Here is a 15,245-nt window from a genome sequence, read left to right as displayed (position 1 = left end):
CCCTCAGTCGCTCTCGGCCCGGATGACCGCATTGGCCAGCACCAGCAGCACGATCGCCAAGGGCAGGCAGGCCGCAAGGCCGATCCGGGCGAAGGCCAGCGCGCCGGCGAGGCCGCCGACGGCGAAACCGGCCAGCAGCCCGGCCAGCAGCCGCATCTTGGCGCGGTCAGCGACCACCCTCGCCTCCCCGCTGCGCGGGTCGGCATTCCAGTAGGTCAGCTTGCCGATCTCGATGCCGAGGTCGGTGACGATCCCGGTGATATGGGTGGTGCGCATCCGCGCACCTGAGATCTTGGTGATGCAGGCATTCTGCACGCCCATCAGGAAGCAGAGCAGCGGCACCACGGGGATGGCGACCAGTTCTGTGGGCAGCAGCGCGCCCATCGTGCCGAAGGCGAGCAGCAGCCCGGCCTCGACCAGCAGCGGCAGGGCATAGCGCCCGCGCCAACCGAGCCGCCGCCCGAAATTGATCAGCCAGGCGGAATGGGCCGCCCCGGCCATGAAGGACAGCAGCGCGACGAACCCGGCCAGCAGCAGCCCGCCATGGCCGAGCGCGGCGTGGTCCGCCATCGCCGAGACGATGCCCGACATGTGCGAGGTATAGTGCCCGACCACCATGAAACCGCCGGCGTTGATCGCCCCGGCGACGAAGGTCAGGGCAAGGCCGAGCTGAGTCTCCGAGGCCTCGGCGGTGAGCCATCGCCGCGCCGTGCTGCGCAGCGCCCGCCAGCGGCCGCTGCCTTGGATTGCTGAGCCGTCCATCGGCGAAGTCTAGCGCGGCGCAGGCCCGGCCACGGAGGGAGGCAGATGCATGGCCGCCATCCCCTGCGGCCGGATGCGCAATCAGTCCACCGTCGCGCCGGAGGTGCGCACCACCTCCGCCCAGCGCGCCACATCGGCGGCCAGCGTCTGGCGGAACTGCTCAGGCGAGTTCGGCGCCGCCGGCGGGGTGATCGCCTGATTCTGGATCAGCCATTCGCGGAATTCGGGCGTCGCGATGATGCGGTTCACCTCGGCATTCATGCGCGTGACGATCGGCGCTGGCAGGTTGGCGGGGCCGAGCAGCCCATACCAGGTCGAGGTGTCCATCGGCGGCAGGCCACAGGCTTCGGAGACCGTCGGCACATCCGGCAGGGCGGCGAGGCGTTCGCGCGTCATCACCACGATGGGGCGCACCTGTCCCTGGCGGATCGGGCCCATCGCCGCACCCGTCTGGTTAAAGAACAGGTCGGTGTCGCCCGCGAGCAGCGAGGTCATCGCCCCGGGCTGGCCGCGATAGGGGACATGCAGCAGGTCGAGCCGCGCGGCGGTCGCGAATTGCGCACCGGCGAGATGAGTCGAGGCGCCATTGCCGGTCGAGCCGTAGGACACCGCCTGCGGCCGCGCGCGCGCCGCCGTCAGCACGTCCTGGCAGGTCCGCAGGTTGGGCCGCTTCTCCGGGCTGACGATCAGCACATTGGGCACGTCCCCGAGCAGTGCGACGGGCGTGAAGTCGCGGATGACGTCGAAGGGAAGCCGGCGATACAGCGCGGCATTGATCGCATGCGTCCCGGCCGTGCCAATCAGGAACATGTAGCCATCGGCCGCCTGCTTCGCGACGTATTCCGACCCGATGTTGCCGCCCGCGCCGGTGCGGTTGTCCACCACCACCGGCACGCCGAGCGCACGCGTCAGCGGCTCTGCCAGGCGGCGCGCATAAATGTCGGTGCCGGCGCCATTGGGGAAGCCGCCCATGATGGTGATGGGGCGGCTCGGCCAGGGCGCGTCCTGGGCGATGGCCGGTAGGGCGGCGGTGGCGGCAATGGCCGCAGCGAACAGAGTACGACGCAACATGGTCCCGGTCTCCTTGGTTGACGTGCCGCTGGGCCGGTGCGCGCGAAGCGGCTAGCCTGCCCGGCCATGGACGTCTCCTCCCCTGCCCCGAGCCTCGCGCGGATCGCGCGCGGCGGGAAGCCCGTGCAGGGCGCGCCGCTCGGCATCATCATGCTGGAGACGCGCTTTCCGCGCATTCCCGGCGATATCGGCAATGGCCTGACCTGGCCCTTCCCGGTGCTGTACCGCGTGGTGGACGGCGCGACGCCGGAACGCGTGGTGCTGCAAGGCGCGCAGGGGCTGCTGCCCGATTTCATCGCCGCCGCGCGGGACCTGGTTGCCCTGGGTGCCGAGGCAATCACCACCAGCTGCGGCTTCCTCTGCATCTTCCAGAAGGAGATCGCGGCGGCGGTCGGCGTGCCCGTCGCGACATCCTCCCTGTTGCAGGTGCCCTGGGTGGAGGCACTGCTGCCGCCGGGCAAGCGCGTGGGCGTCATCACCGCCAGCCGGCCGTCGTTGACCCCGGCGCATTTCGCCGCCGCTTGCATGGCGCCCGACACGCCGGTGATCGGCATCGAGGGCGGGCGGGAGCTGTATCGGGTGCTGGTGCGCCAGGACAAGGCGGAGCTCGACCCCTTGGCGGCCGAGCAAGACATCCTCGATGCCGGTCGTGCGCTGGTCGCGGCGCATCCGGAGGTCGGCGCCATCGTGCTGGAATGCACCAACATGCCGCCCTATGCGGCGGCGTTGCAGGCCGCGCTCGGCCTGCCGGTGCATGACGTGGTGTCGCTGGCGTCCTATCTGTTCGCCGGCCTGCGGCCGCGCCGCTACGGCTGATCAGCCCTGGAACAGGCTGAGCAGCGACTGCGGCGCCTGGTTGGCGATCGACAGCGACTGGGTGCCGAGCTGCTGGCGGATCTGCAGCGCCTGGAGCCGCGCCGATTCCTTCGCGAGATCCGCGTCGATCAGTGCGCCGAGGCCGCCATCGAGGGCATCGAGCTTGTCGCGGTTGTAGGCGATCTGCGCATCGACATAGCGTGAGTCGGAGCCGAAGCGGTTGAGCGCATCGGCGATCAGCGTGTTCACCGTCTGCCAGTCGCCACCAGCGGCGATGGCGGCCTGCGCCGTGGCGGCGTCTGCGGGCGCGGCGGCGACGACCATGGTGCCGGCGCCATCCGCCGCGGTCAGGGTGTAGGTGGTGCCGGATTCATTGCGCGTCGTGGTGATGTCGCCGCCGCCATTGCCGGCATTGGTGTCGAGCAGCGTGCGCCCGTTGTAGGTCGCATCCGCGATGAAGTTCTGAACCTGCGTGCGCAGCGCCTCATACTGCGCGTTGTATTGCGCGCGCTGGTTGGTGTTCAGCGTGTCATCGGCGAGGCGCACCAGCGTCTCCCGAATCTTCGTCATGGTGTCGGAGACCTTGGTCAGGCCGGCGATGGCGGTATCGAGCACGCCCTTCACGCCGCCGAGCTGTTCATTCGCCGCCGTCAGGCCGGCGACATCGGCGCGCACCGACTGCGCGACGGCGAAGGCTGCGCCGTCATCCTTCGCATCGGAGACGCGATAGCCGGTCGAGACGCGCTTCTGCGTCGTGTTCAGCGCCTCATTCGTGCGGTTGAGCGATTGCAGCGCCACCATGGCGCCGACGTTCGTATTCACCGAGTTGAGGCTCATCGCGGGATCTTCCCTTCACGGTGACGGGATATTCCCGTCGCCGCGCCACTGTGACGCTGAAGGGTGAAGGGAGTGCTAACGGCGACGGGCTCTTGTTGCGCCCTCAAACGGCGGGTGGCCGGCATCCGTCGGCCTTGCCTTCGCGCCCTGCGCTGTTCCGCTGGCAGCGAAGATCAGTCTGGGCGCAGTCGCGCTGTGCGCTCGCGGCCCGATGCGTTGCATCGGACCAGATGGGTGCGCTAATCGGTGTGACCGACAAAGAAAAGGCCCCGTGCCTTCCGGCGACGGGGCCTCTCCAGGATGACCGCGAAGGTCAGTCCTTCATGTTCACGGCCTGGCGGCCACGCTGGCCGTCACGCACCTCGAGATTGACCTTCTCGCCCTGCTGCACGTCCTGCTTGCCCGCGCGCTGCAGGACCGAGGAATGCAGGAACACGTCCTGGCCGCCATCGTCCGGCGTCACGAAGCCGAAGCCGCGCACCTGGTCGAACCACTTGACCGTGCCGTTGACGTCGTAGGTCGGCCCGCCTTCGTCGCGGCCACCGAAATCACGCCGGGGCGGACGGTCGCCGAAGGCCCGCGGCGGACGATCGCCGAAGCCGCCACCACCGCCGCCGAAGTCGCGACGCGGGGGACGGTCGCCGAAGCCACCACCGCCACCGAAGCCACCGCCGCCACCGAAGTCGCGACGCGGGGGACGGTCGCCGAAGCCACCGCCGCCACCGAAGTCACGACGCGGGGGACGGTCGCCGAAGCCACCGCCGCCACCGAAGTCACGACGCGGGGGACGGTCGCCGAAGCCACCGCCGCCACCGAAGTCACGGCGTGGCGGGCGCGCGCCGGCGCCACCGCCCTCGCCACGCTTCAGTTCCACGATGCGGGTGACGAGACGACGGCCCTGGCGGTCCGTTCCAATCTCGCAGACCAGCTTGTCACCGGTGTCCGGCGGCTCGATCCCAGCCTCGGTCAGGGCCGAGGCGTGGAAGAAGACGTCGTTGCCATCGGGTCCGAGCACGAAGCCGAACCCCTTGCGGCTGTTGTACCATTTCACCTCGGCCTCGATCGGGCCGGTGCCACCCTGGTTGTCGAATTCAGACACGTTCCTGCAGGTCCACAATAGAAGGCGACCCTGCGGGATGCAGGGGCGCTACATGTCAGGATGGCACCCCGGCCAAGCGAAAGCGAGCAAAATTCGCGGAGCGAGTCTCAGGCGAATCGCCGCGGGTCGAAGGGTGCGATGGGGATTTCGGGCTCCTGACCGGCCAGCAGGTCCGCCACCACCCGTCCGGTCCGGGCACCCGCGACCAGGCCGGTATGGCCGTGCCCGAAAGCGTGCACGATATCGGGGGTGGCGCGGGAATAGCCCAGGCAGGGCTTGCCGTCAGGCATGGAGGGCCGATGGCCCATCCAGACCTTCACCCGTTCGGCGGGCACATCCCGAGGCAGGCCGGGGAAACAGCGCAGCAGGTGGTCGCGCAGGATTTCCGCCCGCTTCCAGTTCGGTTCAGCATCGAGCCCGGCGATCTCCACCTGCCCGGCGCAGCGCAGGCCGTTCCGGGTCCGCATCACCGACATCTTGCCATCCGATGGCATCAGCCCGTGGCGCGGCGAAACCTCGGGGTCGGTGAGCTCGGCGTGGTAGCCGCGCTCGGTCTCGAGCGGGACAGTGTCGCCGGCGATGGCGGCGAGCGGCTTGGCGTGGGCCCCGGCAGCGAGCACGGCGGCGTCGGCGGCAATATCGCCCTGGTCGGTGCGCACGGCGCGCAGGCGGCCGGCCTCGATCGCGAAGCCGGTCGCGGCGGCGCGGCGGTGCTCTGCCCCCTGCGCCACGGCATAGGCCACAAGTGCTGCGGTATAAGCACCAGGATCAATGCAATGTCCGCCTTCCTCGACCATCACGCCGAAGGTGTAGCGGCGGTCGAGTTCCGGCTCACGCTGGCGCAGTTCATCGGCGTCGAGTTCCAGCCAGCGCACGCCGACCCGGTGGCGGATCTCCCAGGCCATGGCCTCGGCCTCGAAATCCGCGCGGGAGGGGTAGATGTAGATCAGGCCGCGGCGTTCGATCAGGTGGCCGACGCCGGCTTCCTCCGCCAGGCGCTGGTGCAGCGCCGGGGCATCGACCACCAGCGGGCGAAGCGCACGCGCGGCGTCCTCCACCTTGTCCCAGGTCCAGCCGGCGCGCAGGTAGCGGACCAGCCATGGTGCGACGCGCGGGAAGTAGGACCAGCGGATGGCGAGCGGCCCGAGCGGGTCGGTGAGGAACTTCGGCACCTTCTTCCACAGCCCCGGCACCGCCGGCGGGATCACGGACATCGGGCTCAGCCAGCAGCCATTGCCGTAGGAGGCAGATTGCTCGCCGCCAGGCTCGGCGGGATCGATGATGGTGACGCGGAAACCGTGGCGGAGCGCTTCAACCGCCGAACAGGCGCCGACGATGCCGGCGCCGATAATCGCAACGTGACGTGTCATGCCGCCCTTATTTTCCCGATCTTCGCGGAGGGGCCGGACTGGATCTGCTCCCCGGCCAGATGCTTGTCGAGGAAGAACAGCCGGTCCTGCCCCCACAGCCAGAGGTCGCCGCAGAAGAAGGTCGGCGCCCCGAAGACGCCGCGCTGCACGGCCTCCTGGTTGTTGCGGTCCCACTCGGCGTCCACCGAGGAGCTCTGTTCCTCCCGGTGCAGGGCCTCGCCGGGCAGTCCCTCCTCCTCGGCGATGGCGATGCGGGTGCGCGGGTCGGCGATGTCGCGCTCCTCGACCCACAGCGCGCGCAGTATCGCCTGCGACAGCCCGAAGGCATCGAGCCCTCGCGCCTGCGCGGCCATCACCATCCGCCCGGCATTCATCTGGTCGGTTGGTGGATAGTGCTTCGGCTTCAGCTTGATCGGCATGTTCAGGTATCGCGACCAGCGGTCGAGTTCGAGCGCGTGGTAGTCCTGGCGCGGCTCCGGGCGCGTGCGCAGCGGGATGCCGCCGGTGTGCTTGATCACCAGGCGGAAATCATAGGGCTTGAGCAGCAGCGTCGCGCCATGGCGCTTCACGATCTCGCTCAGCTGTGGCCCGCCCAGATACATCCAAGGGCTGGACAGGGTGTAGAAGCACTCGACGGTCTGGCCCATGGCGGTCACCCCTTCTGCGTGCGGCCGGGATCATGCCCCGCCAGCAGCGAGACATGCGCGGAAACCACGCGCCAGCCGTGCTCGGGCAGGCGCGCCATGATCTTGGTCTCGCGGCCGATCAGCCCGGTTCCCACGCGTTCATATTCCAGATGCGTGCAGGCGAAGTCGCGACCGAAGGCGGTGATGTGCACCTTGCGGGTGACGCGCGCGGCATAGGTCTTCACCTTGGCGCGGAAGGCGCGGATGGCGTCGATGCCGTAGAGGATCTCGGTGACGCCGAAGCGGACGGTCCGGGGATCGGGCCAGAAGGAGGCGTCGAGGACATCGGTGTCGTTCGACGCGATCGCGGCCTCATAGCGGTCGAAGACCGCACGGGCCTCGGCGATCACGTCGGGGTTGTCGATCTCCACGGCTGGACGGCTCCCGGTTGCGGGACCAGCATGCCGTGCGGCGCCGTGGAACGCAAAAGGGCCGAGCGTTTCCGCCCGGCCCATTTTTTCGCGCTGCCGGGGCGGTTCAGCCCGCGGCGGCGACCGCCCGCTTCGCCATCACACCGACCAGATGGGCGCGGTATTCGGCGCTGCCGTGGATGTCCCCGTTCAGGCCGTCCGGCGACTGCTTCACGCCGGCCACGGCATCGGCCGACCAATTGGCTGCCAGGGCCTTTTCCATGTCCGACTGGCGGAACACGCAGGGGCCGGCGCCATTCACGGCCACGCGCACCGTCCCGCCGGACTTCGCGACGAAGACGCCCGCCATGACGTAGCGGCTGGCCGGGTTCTTCATCTTGGCATAGCCGGCCTTGTCCACGATCGGGAACTCGATCGCGGTCAGGATCTCGTCCGCTTCCAGCGCCGTGGTGAACATGCCGAGGAAGAAGTCATCCGCGGCGATCTTGCGCTTGGAGGTATGGACCGTCGCCCCGAGGCCGAGCACCGCCGCCGGGTAATCCGCCGCCGGGTCGTTGTTGGACACCGATCCACCGATGGTGCCGCGGTTGCGCACCTGCACGTCGCCGATATGCGCGGCCATGTAGGCGAGTGCCGGGATCGCGGCCTTCACCTCGGCGCTGTTCGCCACTTCGACGTGGCGGGTCAGCGCGCCGATGACGATGGCATTGCCGACCTTCTTGATCCCCTTCAGCTCCGCGATGCCGGACAGGTCCACCAGCGCGGAGGGCTTGTTGAGGCGATGCTTCAGGGCCGGCAGCAGCGTATGACCGCCGGAGATCGCCTTCGCATCTGGATCGGCGAGCAGCTTGACGGCGTCGGCGACCGTGGAGGGCTTGTGATAGGCGAAATCGTACATCCTGTGTGCTCCTTGCGTCGCAAGCCGGCCGATTCACGCCTCCGGGCCTGCGGCCCTGCAGCGATCGGACGGCGGCTGTCCCCTACTCCGCCGCCTGCCGGCGGCCGCCATTGATGATCTGCCACATCTTGGCCGGCGTCGCCGGCATGTCCAGGCTCCGCACACCGTAATCGCGCAGCGCGTCCACCACGGCGTTGATGACGGCGGGCGGGGAGCCGATCGCGCCGACCTCCCCGCAGCCCTTCACGCCCAGCGGGTTGTGCGTGCACAGCGTGGTATGCGTCGCCACCGACACCGGCGCGAGGTCGTCCGCGCGCGGCATGGTGTAGTCCATCATCGAGCCCGATAGCAGTTGGCCATCCGCGTCATAGACGCAGGTTTCCAGCAGCGCCTGACCGATGCCCTGGGCGATGCCGCCCTGCACCTGGCCTTCGACGATCATTGGGTTGATGACGCGGCCGACATCGTCCACGGCCGTGAAGTTCACCATCGAGACCTTGCCCGTCTCCGGGTCGATCTCGAGCTCGGCGATGTGGCAGCCGCCGGGATAGGTGAAGTTCTTGGGATCGTAGAAGGCGGTTTCCTCGAGGCCCGGCTCCAGTTCCTCGATCGGATAGTTGTGCGGGACGTAGGCGGCGACGGAGATGTCCACCAGCGCCTTGGTCCGGTCCGTCCCCGCGACGCGGAAGGTGCCGCGATCGAACTCGATGTCGTCGACATCGGCCTCCATCAGATGGGCGGCGATGCGCTTGCCCTTGGCGATGATCTTGTCCATCGCCTTGACCATCGCCGAACCGCCGACCGCGAGGCTGCGCGAGCCATAGGTGCCCATGCCGAAGGGCACCTTCGCGGTGTCGCCATGGACGATGTCCACCTGCGCCACCGGCACGCCGAGCTTGTCGGCGACGAGCTGGGCGAAGGTCGTCTCATGCCCCTGCCCGTGGCTGTGCGCGCCGGTCAGCACGGTGACGGACCCAGTCGGATGCACGCGGATGGTGCCGACCTCATAGAGGCCAGCGCGCGCACCGAGCGAGCCCACCACGGCCGATGGCGCGATGCCGCAGGCCTCGAGATAGGTGGAGCAGCCGATGCCGCGCAGCTTGCCGCGCTTCGCGGCCTCGGCCCTGCGCGCTTCGAAGCCGGCCCAGTCGGCGACCTGCAGCGCCTGGTCCAGCGTCGCCTGATAATTGCCGGAATCGTACTGCAGCGCCACCGGCGTCTGGTACGGGAACTGGTCGGGCTGGATGAAGTTGCGCCGGCGCAGCTCGACACGGTCGATGCCGGTTTCCAGCGCCGCAACGTCCATCAACCGTTCCAACAGGAAGGTCGCCTCCGGCCGCCCCGCGCCGCGATAGGCATCGACGGGGACCGTGTTGGTGAAGACGGCCTTCACCTCGCAATAAATCACCGGCGTCGTGTAGGTGCCGGCGAGCAGCGTGGCGTAGAGATAGGTCGGCACGCAGGGCGCGAAGGTGGACAGATAGGCGCCCATGTTCGCGTAGGTGTGCACCTTCAGCCCGAGGATCTTGCCGTTCGCATCCAGCGCCAGTTGCGCGTTCGATACGTGATCGCGCCCATGCGCATCCGACATGAAGGATTCGGTGCGATCCGCCGTCCACTTCACCGGGCGGCCGAGCTTGCCGGCCGACCAGGTGACGATGGCTTCCTCGGCATAGTGGTAGATCTTCGACCCGAAGCCGCCGCCGACATCGGGTGCGACGACACGCAGCTTCGATTCCGGGATGTGCAGGACGTTGGCACCCATCAGCAGCCGGATCACATGCGGGTTCTGGCTGGTGGTGTGCAGCGTGTAGTCACCCGTGGTCGGGTCGTATTCACCCATCGCCGCGCGCGGTTCCATCGCGTTCGGGATCAGGCGGTTATTGACCAGATCCAGCGAGACGACCTTGGCGGCCTTGGCGAAGGCCGCATCCAGCACCGACTTGTCGCCGATATGCCAGTCGTAGCAGAGATTGCCCGCGACCCCGTCATGGATGACTGGCGCGCCGGGCTTTAGCGCCGATTCCATTGTCGCGGCAGCCGGCAGCACATCGTAGTCCACGACGATCGCCTCGGCGGCGTCACGAGCCTGTTCGCGCGTCGCGGCGATGGCCACAGCCACCTGGTCGCCGACATGGCGGACCTTGTCATGCGCGATGACCGGATGCGGCGGCTCGGCCATCGGCGAGCCATCCTTGTTGTGGATCTGCCAGCCGCAGGGCAGGCCGCCGAGCGCATCCTTCGCCATGTCCGCGCCGGTGAAGACCGCGACGACGCCGGGCATCTTCGCGGCGGCGGATGTGTCCACGGACTTGATGCGTGCATGCGCGTGCGGGCTGCGCAGGATCCAGGCGTGCAACTGACCCTGGCGGTTGAAGTCGGCCGTATAGGCGCCGCGCCCCCGGAGGAAGCGGAAATCCTCCTTCCTGCGGACGCTGGCGCCGATGCCTTCGAACGGGGCTGCCACGTTCATGGATGTCGCCTCTCCCAATGGGCATTGTCGTGCCGGTCGTTGCCGGACGGTTATTTGGGGCGCCCTACGGCGCCCGGGCGCGGCGCTATTCCGCCGCGCGCGCGATCTCGGACCGCTTGCCGTGCATCACGTCGGCCGCGGCAGCGATCGCCTTGACGATGTTGTGGTAGCCCGTGCAGCGGCAGAGATTGCCTTCCAGCCCCTCGCGGATCTCCTGTTCGGTCAGACCGTCCGGGTTCTTCTGCACGAGGTCGATCGCCGACATCACCATGCCCGGGGTGCAGAAGCCGCACTGCAGCGCATGATACTCGCGGAAGGCTTCCTGCATCGGGTGCAGCGTGCCGTCGGCCTTCGCCAGGCCCTCGATCGTCGTGACGTTCGCGCCATTGGCCATCACCGCCAGGGTGGTGCAGGACTTCACGCTCTCGCCGTTGATGTGGACGACGCAGGCGCCGCATTGGCTGGTGTCGCAGCCCACATGCGTGCCGGTGAGGCGCAGCGTCTCCCGCAGGAGCTCCACGAGGAGGGTGCGGCCCTCCACCTCCGCCGTATGGGTCTGGCCGTTCACGGTCAGCGTGACCTGCGGCATCGTGCGTCTCCCTCAGTCCGCGATTGGTGTCCGGGAATGTGGTCCCCGGCTGTGCGGGCGCAAGCCTCGCGCCCTGGCCGGGCCGCCGTCAAGCGTCGGCGGCGTGACGACGGCGATTCCGCGTCAGCAGCATCAGCACCGCGAGGATCGGCGTCGCGACGACCCAGACCGGCCCCAGCACGGGCAGCAGGCCGATCGGCACGGCGAGCAGCCCCAGCACCGGCGATCCGGGTGCTACGTCCTCAAGCGCCAATCCGCCAAGCATCATGGCGACGCCCAGGGCCGCGACCGCCTGGATGGTCCAGAAGGTACGCCTGACCAGCCGGCCGAAACCGCCGGGGGAAACCCCCGGCGGCGCGGCCGGGTCAGTGGTGGGCTGCGATGACGGCGGCACCGCGGGCGCCGGCCAGCGGGTTCTCGGCATCCGGCCTATCATGCAGGTGACAGGCCGACCAATGGCCTTCCTCCGTCTGCCGCAGCACGGGCTCGTCCTGCTTGCAGCGGTCGAAGGCATAGGGGCAACGCGTGTGGAAGCGGCAACCCTTGGGCGGCTTGATCGGCGAAGGCACATCACCCTTGAGGATGATGCGTTCCCGCGCAGCACCCGGTTCGGGCACCGGCACGGCGGAGAGCAGCGCCTCAGTATAGGGGTGCTTGGGTGCGGCGAAGAGTGCGCGCTTTGGCGCCACCTCCACGATCTTGCCGAGATACATCACCGCCACGCGGTGCGTCATGTGCTCGACGATCGCGAGGTCATGGCTGATGAACAGCATCGCGAGGCCGAGTTCCTTCTGCAGGTCCTGCAGCAGGTTCACGATCTGCGCCTTCACCGACACGTCGAGCGCGGAGACCGCCTCGTCGCAGATGATCAGGTCAGGGTCGGCGGCAAGTGCGCGCGCGATGCAGATGCGTTGGCGCTGCCCGCCTGAGAATTCATGCGGCCAGCGGTTCACCGCGTCACGTGGCAGGCGGACGCGATCCATCAGGTCGCCGACGCGCTTCTCGATATCCGCGCTGCTACTCGCCAGTCCGAAATTGCGGATCGGCTCGGCGAGGATGTCGCGCACCCGCATGCGCGGATTGAGGCTGCTGAACGGATCCTGGAACACCACCTGCATGCGCCGGCGCATCGGCCGCAGCGTGCCTGAGGCCATGTCGTCGATGCGTTGACCATCCAGCACCACCTGGCCCGCAGTGATGTCGAACAGCTTCAGGATCGCCTTGCCCACAGTGGACTTGCCGCAGCCGGATTCACCGACCAGCGAAAGCGTCTCGCCCTTCTCGATCGAGAAGGACACGCCATCAACGGCATAGACGTAGCCGGTCGTGCCGCCAAAGAAGCCACCGCGGATCGGAAAATGCTTCTTGAGGTCGTTGACCTCGAGGATCTTGGTGGTCATGCGGCGACCGCCTCCTTGATGGCGTAGTGGCAGGCGGCGATGTGGCCTTCGGCCTTGTCTTCCAGGGCCGGAGCGACGGTGCGGCAAAGGTCGGTCGCATAGGAGCAGCGCGAGGCGAAGACGCAGCCATCGAGCTTGCGCTTCAGGCTCGGCACCAGGCCGGGGATCTCCTGCAGTCGCGTCTCGTCCCCGGTGAGCGAGGAGCCGAGCTTCGGCATCGAGCCCAGCAGCCCCTGGGTGTAGGGGTGACGCGGGTTGCGGAACAGCTTCTCGACCGAGGCCTCCTCGACCTTGCGCCCGGCATACATGACGATGACGCGCTCGGCGACTTCCGCCACCACACCAAGGTCGTGGGTGATGATGACGATCGCCGCACCCACCGTGCGCTTGAGGTCGCGCATCAGATCGAGGATCTGCGCCTGGATCGTCACGTCGAGCGCGGTGGTCGGCTCATCGGCGATCAGCAGCTTCGGATTGCAGGCGAGCGCAATGGCGATCATCACGCGCTGGCGCATGCCACCCGAAAGCTGGTGCGGGTATTCCTTCACGCGCCGCTCGGGTTCGGGAATGCCGACGAGCTTCAGCATCTCCACCGCGCGGGCCTCGGCCTGCTGGTTGGACATGCCCTGGTGCAGGCGCAGCGTCTCGCCGATCTGCCGGCCCACGGTCAGCACCGGGTTCAGGCTGGTCATCGGCTCCTGGAAGATCATGCTGATCTCGTTGCCGCGGATCGCGCGCATCTCACGATCCGACAGCTTCAGCAGGTCTCGTCCGTTGAAGCGGATGGCACCGGCGATCTTGCCGGGCGGCTCGGGGATCAGCCGCAGGATCGACATGGCGGTGACGGATTTGCCGCAGCCGGATTCACCGACGATGGCCACCGTTTCACCGGCATTGACGTGGAAGTTCACGCCATCGACGGCGCGATTGATGCCGTCCTGGGCGCGAAAATGCGTCTGCAGGTTCTCGACTTCAAGCAAGGCCATGGTGGCTCAGATCCTCTTGGCCATGCGCGGGTCGAGCGCGTCGCGCAGTCCGTCGCCGAGCAGGTTCACAGCCAGCACGGTGACCGACAGGAAGACGGCGGGGAAGAAGACGATATAGGGCTTCACCTGCCACAGCGCCCGGCCTTCCGCCATGATGTTCCCCCAGGACGGGATGATCGGCGGCGTGCCGGCACCGATAAAGGACAGGATCGATTCGACGATCATCGCCGAGGCGCAGACATAGGTCGCCTGCACCGTCATCGGCGCGATGGTGTTGGGCAGGATGTGGCGCCAGATGATCACCGGCGTGCGCGTGCCCGCGGCGACCGCCGCATCGACATAGGGCTGTTCGCGCAGCGAAAGCACCACACCGCGCACCAGCCGCGACACGCGCGGGATCTCCGCGATGGTGATGGCGAGGATGACGTTGCCGACCGAACCGCGCGTCAGCGCCATCAGCGCGATGGCCAGCAGGATGGACGGGATCGACATCATGCCGTCCATGACACGCATGATGATGCCGTCCGCCCAGCGCACGAAGCCGGAGATCAGGCCGATCGTCAGCCCCGCGATCGAAGCGCAGATGGCAACCGAGAAGCCGACGATCAGAGACACTCGCGCCCCATAGACGACGCGCGAATAGACATCGCGGCCCAGCATGTCAGTGCCGAACCAGTATTGCGCGGACGGTTCGCGCGTGCGCCGCGCGGGCGCGAGCGCCGTCGGGTCCGCATAGGTCAGCAGTGGCGCGAAGATCGCCATCAGCACCATCGCCAGCACGATGATGCCGCCGATGGCGATCGCCGGGTTGCGGTACATGAAGCCCCAGAGGCCCTTGCGGGCCTTCACGGGCGGCATGATGTCGGGCAGCGCCGCGGCTGCCTTGACGGTGCCCGGCGTAACCTCGCCGGGGCTGAGGACGGAAGCGGAGGCCATCAGTACCGGATCCTCGGGTCGAACAGGGTGTAGAGCAGGTCGATCGCAAGATTGACCAGCACGTAGACGAAGGAGAACAGCAGCACGACGCCCTGGATGACCGGGTAGTCGCGCCGCAGGATCGCATCCACGGTCAGGCGGCCGAGGCCCGGAATGGCGAAGACGCTTTCCGTGACCACCGCGCCGCCGATCAGCAGCGCGATGCCGATGCCGATGACCGTGACGATCGGCACCGCGGCGTTCTTGAGCGCGTGCAGGAACAGGATCGAACGCTGGCCAGCGCCCTTGGCGCGCGCGGTGCGGATGTAGTCCTGCTGCAGGACTTCAAGCATCGTCGCGCGGGTGATGCGCGCGATCAGCGCGATATAGACCGACCCCAGCGCAATCGCCGGCAGGATCAGGTTCTGGATCCACGGCCCGAAGCCCTGCGTGAAGGAGGTGTAGCCCTGCACCGGCAGCCAATCGAGTTCGAGCGCGAAGATGTAGGCCAGCAGGTAGCCCACCACGAAGACCGGCACCGAGAAGCCAAGCACCGCGAAACCCATCACCGCGCGGTCGATCCAGGTGCCGACCTTCCACGCCGCCACCACGCCCATCGGCACGGCGATGGACACGGCGAGGATCAGCGTCACGATCATCAGCGACAGCGTCGGTTCGATGCGCTGCTTGATCATCAGCGAGACCGGCAGGTTGGTGAAGATGGAGACCCCGAGATCCCCGCGCGCGATGTCCCACACCCAGGCCCCGAACCGCACCAGATAGGGGCGGTCGAGACCAAGGCTCTGGCGGATGCGCTCGACATCATCGGGGGTCGCCTGGTCGCCCGCGATCACCGCCGCCGGATCGCCCGGCGCGATGTAGAGGAGACTGAAGACGAAGAGTGCCACGATCGCCATGACGGGGATCGTGGCCAGGATACGACGGACGACATAGGCGAACATGATCGCGGAT

The 15,245-nt window shown here is 68.1% G+C and carries 16 protein-coding genes; 1 reads left to right on the top strand and 15 read right to left on the bottom strand.

Features of this window, described 5'->3' with window-relative positions; genetic code table 11:
• Positions 1–3 precede the first annotated feature (3 nt).
• Both AC2YHJ_RS06835 and AC2YHJ_RS06830 read right to left on the bottom strand, forming a co-directional pair.
• Positions 4–762: a YoaK family protein gene (locus AC2YHJ_RS06835; protein WP_487394879.1), complete on the bottom strand. Its 759-nt coding sequence runs from the start codon at positions 760–762 to the stop codon at positions 4–6.
• Positions 763–843: 81 nt separating this feature from the next.
• Positions 844–1,833: a Bug family tripartite tricarboxylate transporter substrate binding protein gene (locus tag AC2YHJ_RS06830; protein ID WP_487394878.1), complete on the bottom strand. Its 990-nt coding sequence runs from the start codon at positions 1,831–1,833 to the stop codon at positions 844–846.
• Positions 1,834–1,899: 66 nt separating this feature from the next.
• Here AC2YHJ_RS06830 and AC2YHJ_RS06825 point away from each other — a divergent pair, with 66 nt between their 5' ends.
• Positions 1,900–2,649, top strand: coding sequence for an aspartate/glutamate racemase family protein (locus AC2YHJ_RS06825; protein WP_487394877.1), 750 nt, complete (start codon positions 1,900–1,902; stop codon positions 2,647–2,649).
• On the opposite strand, the gene AC2YHJ_RS06820 is transcribed toward AC2YHJ_RS06825, so the two are convergent.
• The 13 genes from AC2YHJ_RS06820 to AC2YHJ_RS06760 all read right to left on the bottom strand — a co-directional run bounded on the left by AC2YHJ_RS06820 (position 2,650) and on the right by AC2YHJ_RS06760 (position 15,235).
• Positions 2,650–3,486: a flagellin gene (locus tag AC2YHJ_RS06820; RefSeq protein WP_487394875.1), complete on the bottom strand. Its 837-nt coding sequence runs from the start codon at positions 3,484–3,486 to the stop codon at positions 2,650–2,652.
• 313 nt (positions 3,487–3,799) lie between these two features.
• Complete coding sequence (locus tag AC2YHJ_RS06815; protein ID WP_487394874.1) at positions 3,800–4,585, bottom strand: cold-shock protein; 786 nt, start codon at positions 4,583–4,585, stop codon at positions 3,800–3,802.
• Positions 4,586–4,692: 107 nt separating this feature from the next.
• Positions 4,693–5,955 carry an NAD(P)/FAD-dependent oxidoreductase gene (locus AC2YHJ_RS06810; RefSeq protein ID WP_487394872.1) on the bottom strand — a complete coding sequence of 421 codons (1,263 nt, stop codon included), beginning with the start codon at positions 5,953–5,955 and terminating at the stop codon, positions 4,693–4,695.
• Entirely contained in the window at positions 5,952–6,602 is a 651-nt protein-coding gene (locus AC2YHJ_RS06805) for a DsbA family protein (protein ID WP_487394870.1), read from the bottom strand. Before AC2YHJ_RS06805 ends, AC2YHJ_RS06810 begins: the two co-directional genes overlap by 4 nt.
• Before the next feature lie 5 nt (positions 6,603–6,607).
• Positions 6,608–7,012, bottom strand: a complete 405-nt coding sequence (locus tag AC2YHJ_RS06800; protein WP_487394868.1) for an AtzH-like domain-containing protein — start codon at positions 7,010–7,012, stop codon at positions 6,608–6,610.
• A gap of 106 nt (positions 7,013–7,118) precedes the next feature.
• Positions 7,119–7,910 carry an FAD binding domain-containing protein gene (locus AC2YHJ_RS06795; RefSeq protein ID WP_487394866.1) on the bottom strand — a complete coding sequence of 264 codons (792 nt, stop codon included), beginning with the start codon at positions 7,908–7,910 and terminating at the stop codon, positions 7,119–7,121.
• Positions 7,911–7,992: 82 nt separating this feature from the next.
• Positions 7,993–10,383 carry a xanthine dehydrogenase family protein molybdopterin-binding subunit gene (locus tag AC2YHJ_RS06790; RefSeq protein WP_487394864.1) on the bottom strand — a complete coding sequence of 797 codons (2,391 nt, stop codon included), beginning with the start codon at positions 10,381–10,383 and terminating at the stop codon, positions 7,993–7,995.
• Positions 10,384–10,468: 85 nt separating this feature from the next.
• Positions 10,469–10,972 carry a (2Fe-2S)-binding protein gene (locus tag AC2YHJ_RS06785; protein ID WP_487394863.1) on the bottom strand — a complete coding sequence of 168 codons (504 nt, stop codon included), beginning with the start codon at positions 10,970–10,972 and terminating at the stop codon, positions 10,469–10,471.
• 88 nt (positions 10,973–11,060) lie between these two features.
• A complete protein-coding gene (locus AC2YHJ_RS06780) occupies positions 11,061–11,366 on the bottom strand; it encodes a hypothetical protein (RefSeq protein WP_487394862.1) in 306 nt (101 codons plus the stop codon).
• Complete coding sequence (locus AC2YHJ_RS06775) at positions 11,338–12,372, bottom strand: ABC transporter ATP-binding protein (RefSeq protein WP_487394861.1); 1,035 nt, start codon at positions 12,370–12,372, stop codon at positions 11,338–11,340. Before AC2YHJ_RS06775 ends, AC2YHJ_RS06780 begins: the two co-directional genes overlap by 29 nt.
• On the bottom strand, positions 12,369–13,358 hold the full coding sequence (locus tag AC2YHJ_RS06770; RefSeq protein ID WP_487394860.1) for an ABC transporter ATP-binding protein: 990 nt from the start codon (positions 13,356–13,358) through the stop codon (positions 12,369–12,371). Before AC2YHJ_RS06770 ends, AC2YHJ_RS06775 begins: the two co-directional genes overlap by 4 nt.
• A 6-nt stretch (positions 13,359–13,364) precedes the next feature.
• Positions 13,365–14,294 (bottom strand): ABC transporter permease, encoded by a 930-nt coding sequence (locus AC2YHJ_RS06765; protein WP_487394859.1) that lies wholly within the window; start codon positions 14,292–14,294, stop codon positions 13,365–13,367.
• The gene (locus AC2YHJ_RS06760; RefSeq protein ID WP_487394858.1) at positions 14,294–15,235 is read right to left on the bottom strand and encodes an ABC transporter permease; all 942 of its coding nucleotides are present in this window, start codon (positions 15,233–15,235) and stop codon (positions 14,294–14,296) included. Before AC2YHJ_RS06760 ends, AC2YHJ_RS06765 begins: the two co-directional genes overlap by 1 nt.
• Positions 15,236–15,245 lie beyond the last annotated feature (10 nt).

The organism is Roseomonas sp. SRI_022 (genome assembly GCF_057586215.1).
Note: the sequence above shows the minus strand (reverse complement) of the source record. Positions and strands in the feature narration are given on the sequence as shown.

What these genes read in the sequence shown, in the direction of transcription:
- AC2YHJ_RS06830 (WP_487394878.1), bottom strand. Translation starts at nt 1,833, where the DNA reads ATGTTGCGTCGTACTCTGTTCGCTGCGGCCATTGCCGCCACCGCCGCC.
- AC2YHJ_RS06775 (WP_487394861.1), bottom strand. Translation starts at nt 12,372, where the DNA reads ATGACCACCAAGATCCTCGAGGTCAACGACCTCAAGAAGCATTTTCCG.
- AC2YHJ_RS06765 (WP_487394859.1), bottom strand. Translation starts at nt 14,294, where the DNA reads ATGGCCTCCGCTTCCGTCCTCAGCCCCGGCGAGGTTACGCCGGGCACC.
- AC2YHJ_RS06795 (WP_487394866.1), bottom strand. Translation starts at nt 7,910, where the DNA reads ATGTACGATTTCGCCTATCACAAGCCCTCCACGGTCGCCGACGCCGTC.
- AC2YHJ_RS06805 (WP_487394870.1), bottom strand. Translation starts at nt 6,602, where the DNA reads ATGGGCCAGACCGTCGAGTGCTTCTACACCCTGTCCAGCCCTTGGATG.
- AC2YHJ_RS06810 (WP_487394872.1), bottom strand. Translation starts at nt 5,955, where the DNA reads ATGACACGTCACGTTGCGATTATCGGCGCCGGCATCGTCGGCGCCTGT.
- AC2YHJ_RS06825 (WP_487394877.1), top strand. Translation starts at nt 1,900, where the DNA reads ATGGACGTCTCCTCCCCTGCCCCGAGCCTCGCGCGGATCGCGCGCGGC.
- AC2YHJ_RS06760 (WP_487394858.1), bottom strand. Translation starts at nt 15,235, where the DNA reads ATGTTCGCCTATGTCGTCCGTCGTATCCTGGCCACGATCCCCGTCATG.
- AC2YHJ_RS06835 (WP_487394879.1), bottom strand. Translation starts at nt 762, where the DNA reads ATGGACGGCTCAGCAATCCAAGGCAGCGGCCGCTGGCGGGCGCTGCGC.
- AC2YHJ_RS06790 (WP_487394864.1), bottom strand. Translation starts at nt 10,383, where the DNA reads ATGAACGTGGCAGCCCCGTTCGAAGGCATCGGCGCCAGCGTCCGCAGG.
- AC2YHJ_RS06785 (WP_487394863.1), bottom strand. Translation starts at nt 10,972, where the DNA reads ATGCCGCAGGTCACGCTGACCGTGAACGGCCAGACCCATACGGCGGAG.
- AC2YHJ_RS06820 (WP_487394875.1), bottom strand. Translation starts at nt 3,486, where the DNA reads ATGAGCCTCAACTCGGTGAATACGAACGTCGGCGCCATGGTGGCGCTG.
- AC2YHJ_RS06770 (WP_487394860.1), bottom strand. Translation starts at nt 13,358, where the DNA reads ATGGCCTTGCTTGAAGTCGAGAACCTGCAGACGCATTTTCGCGCCCAG.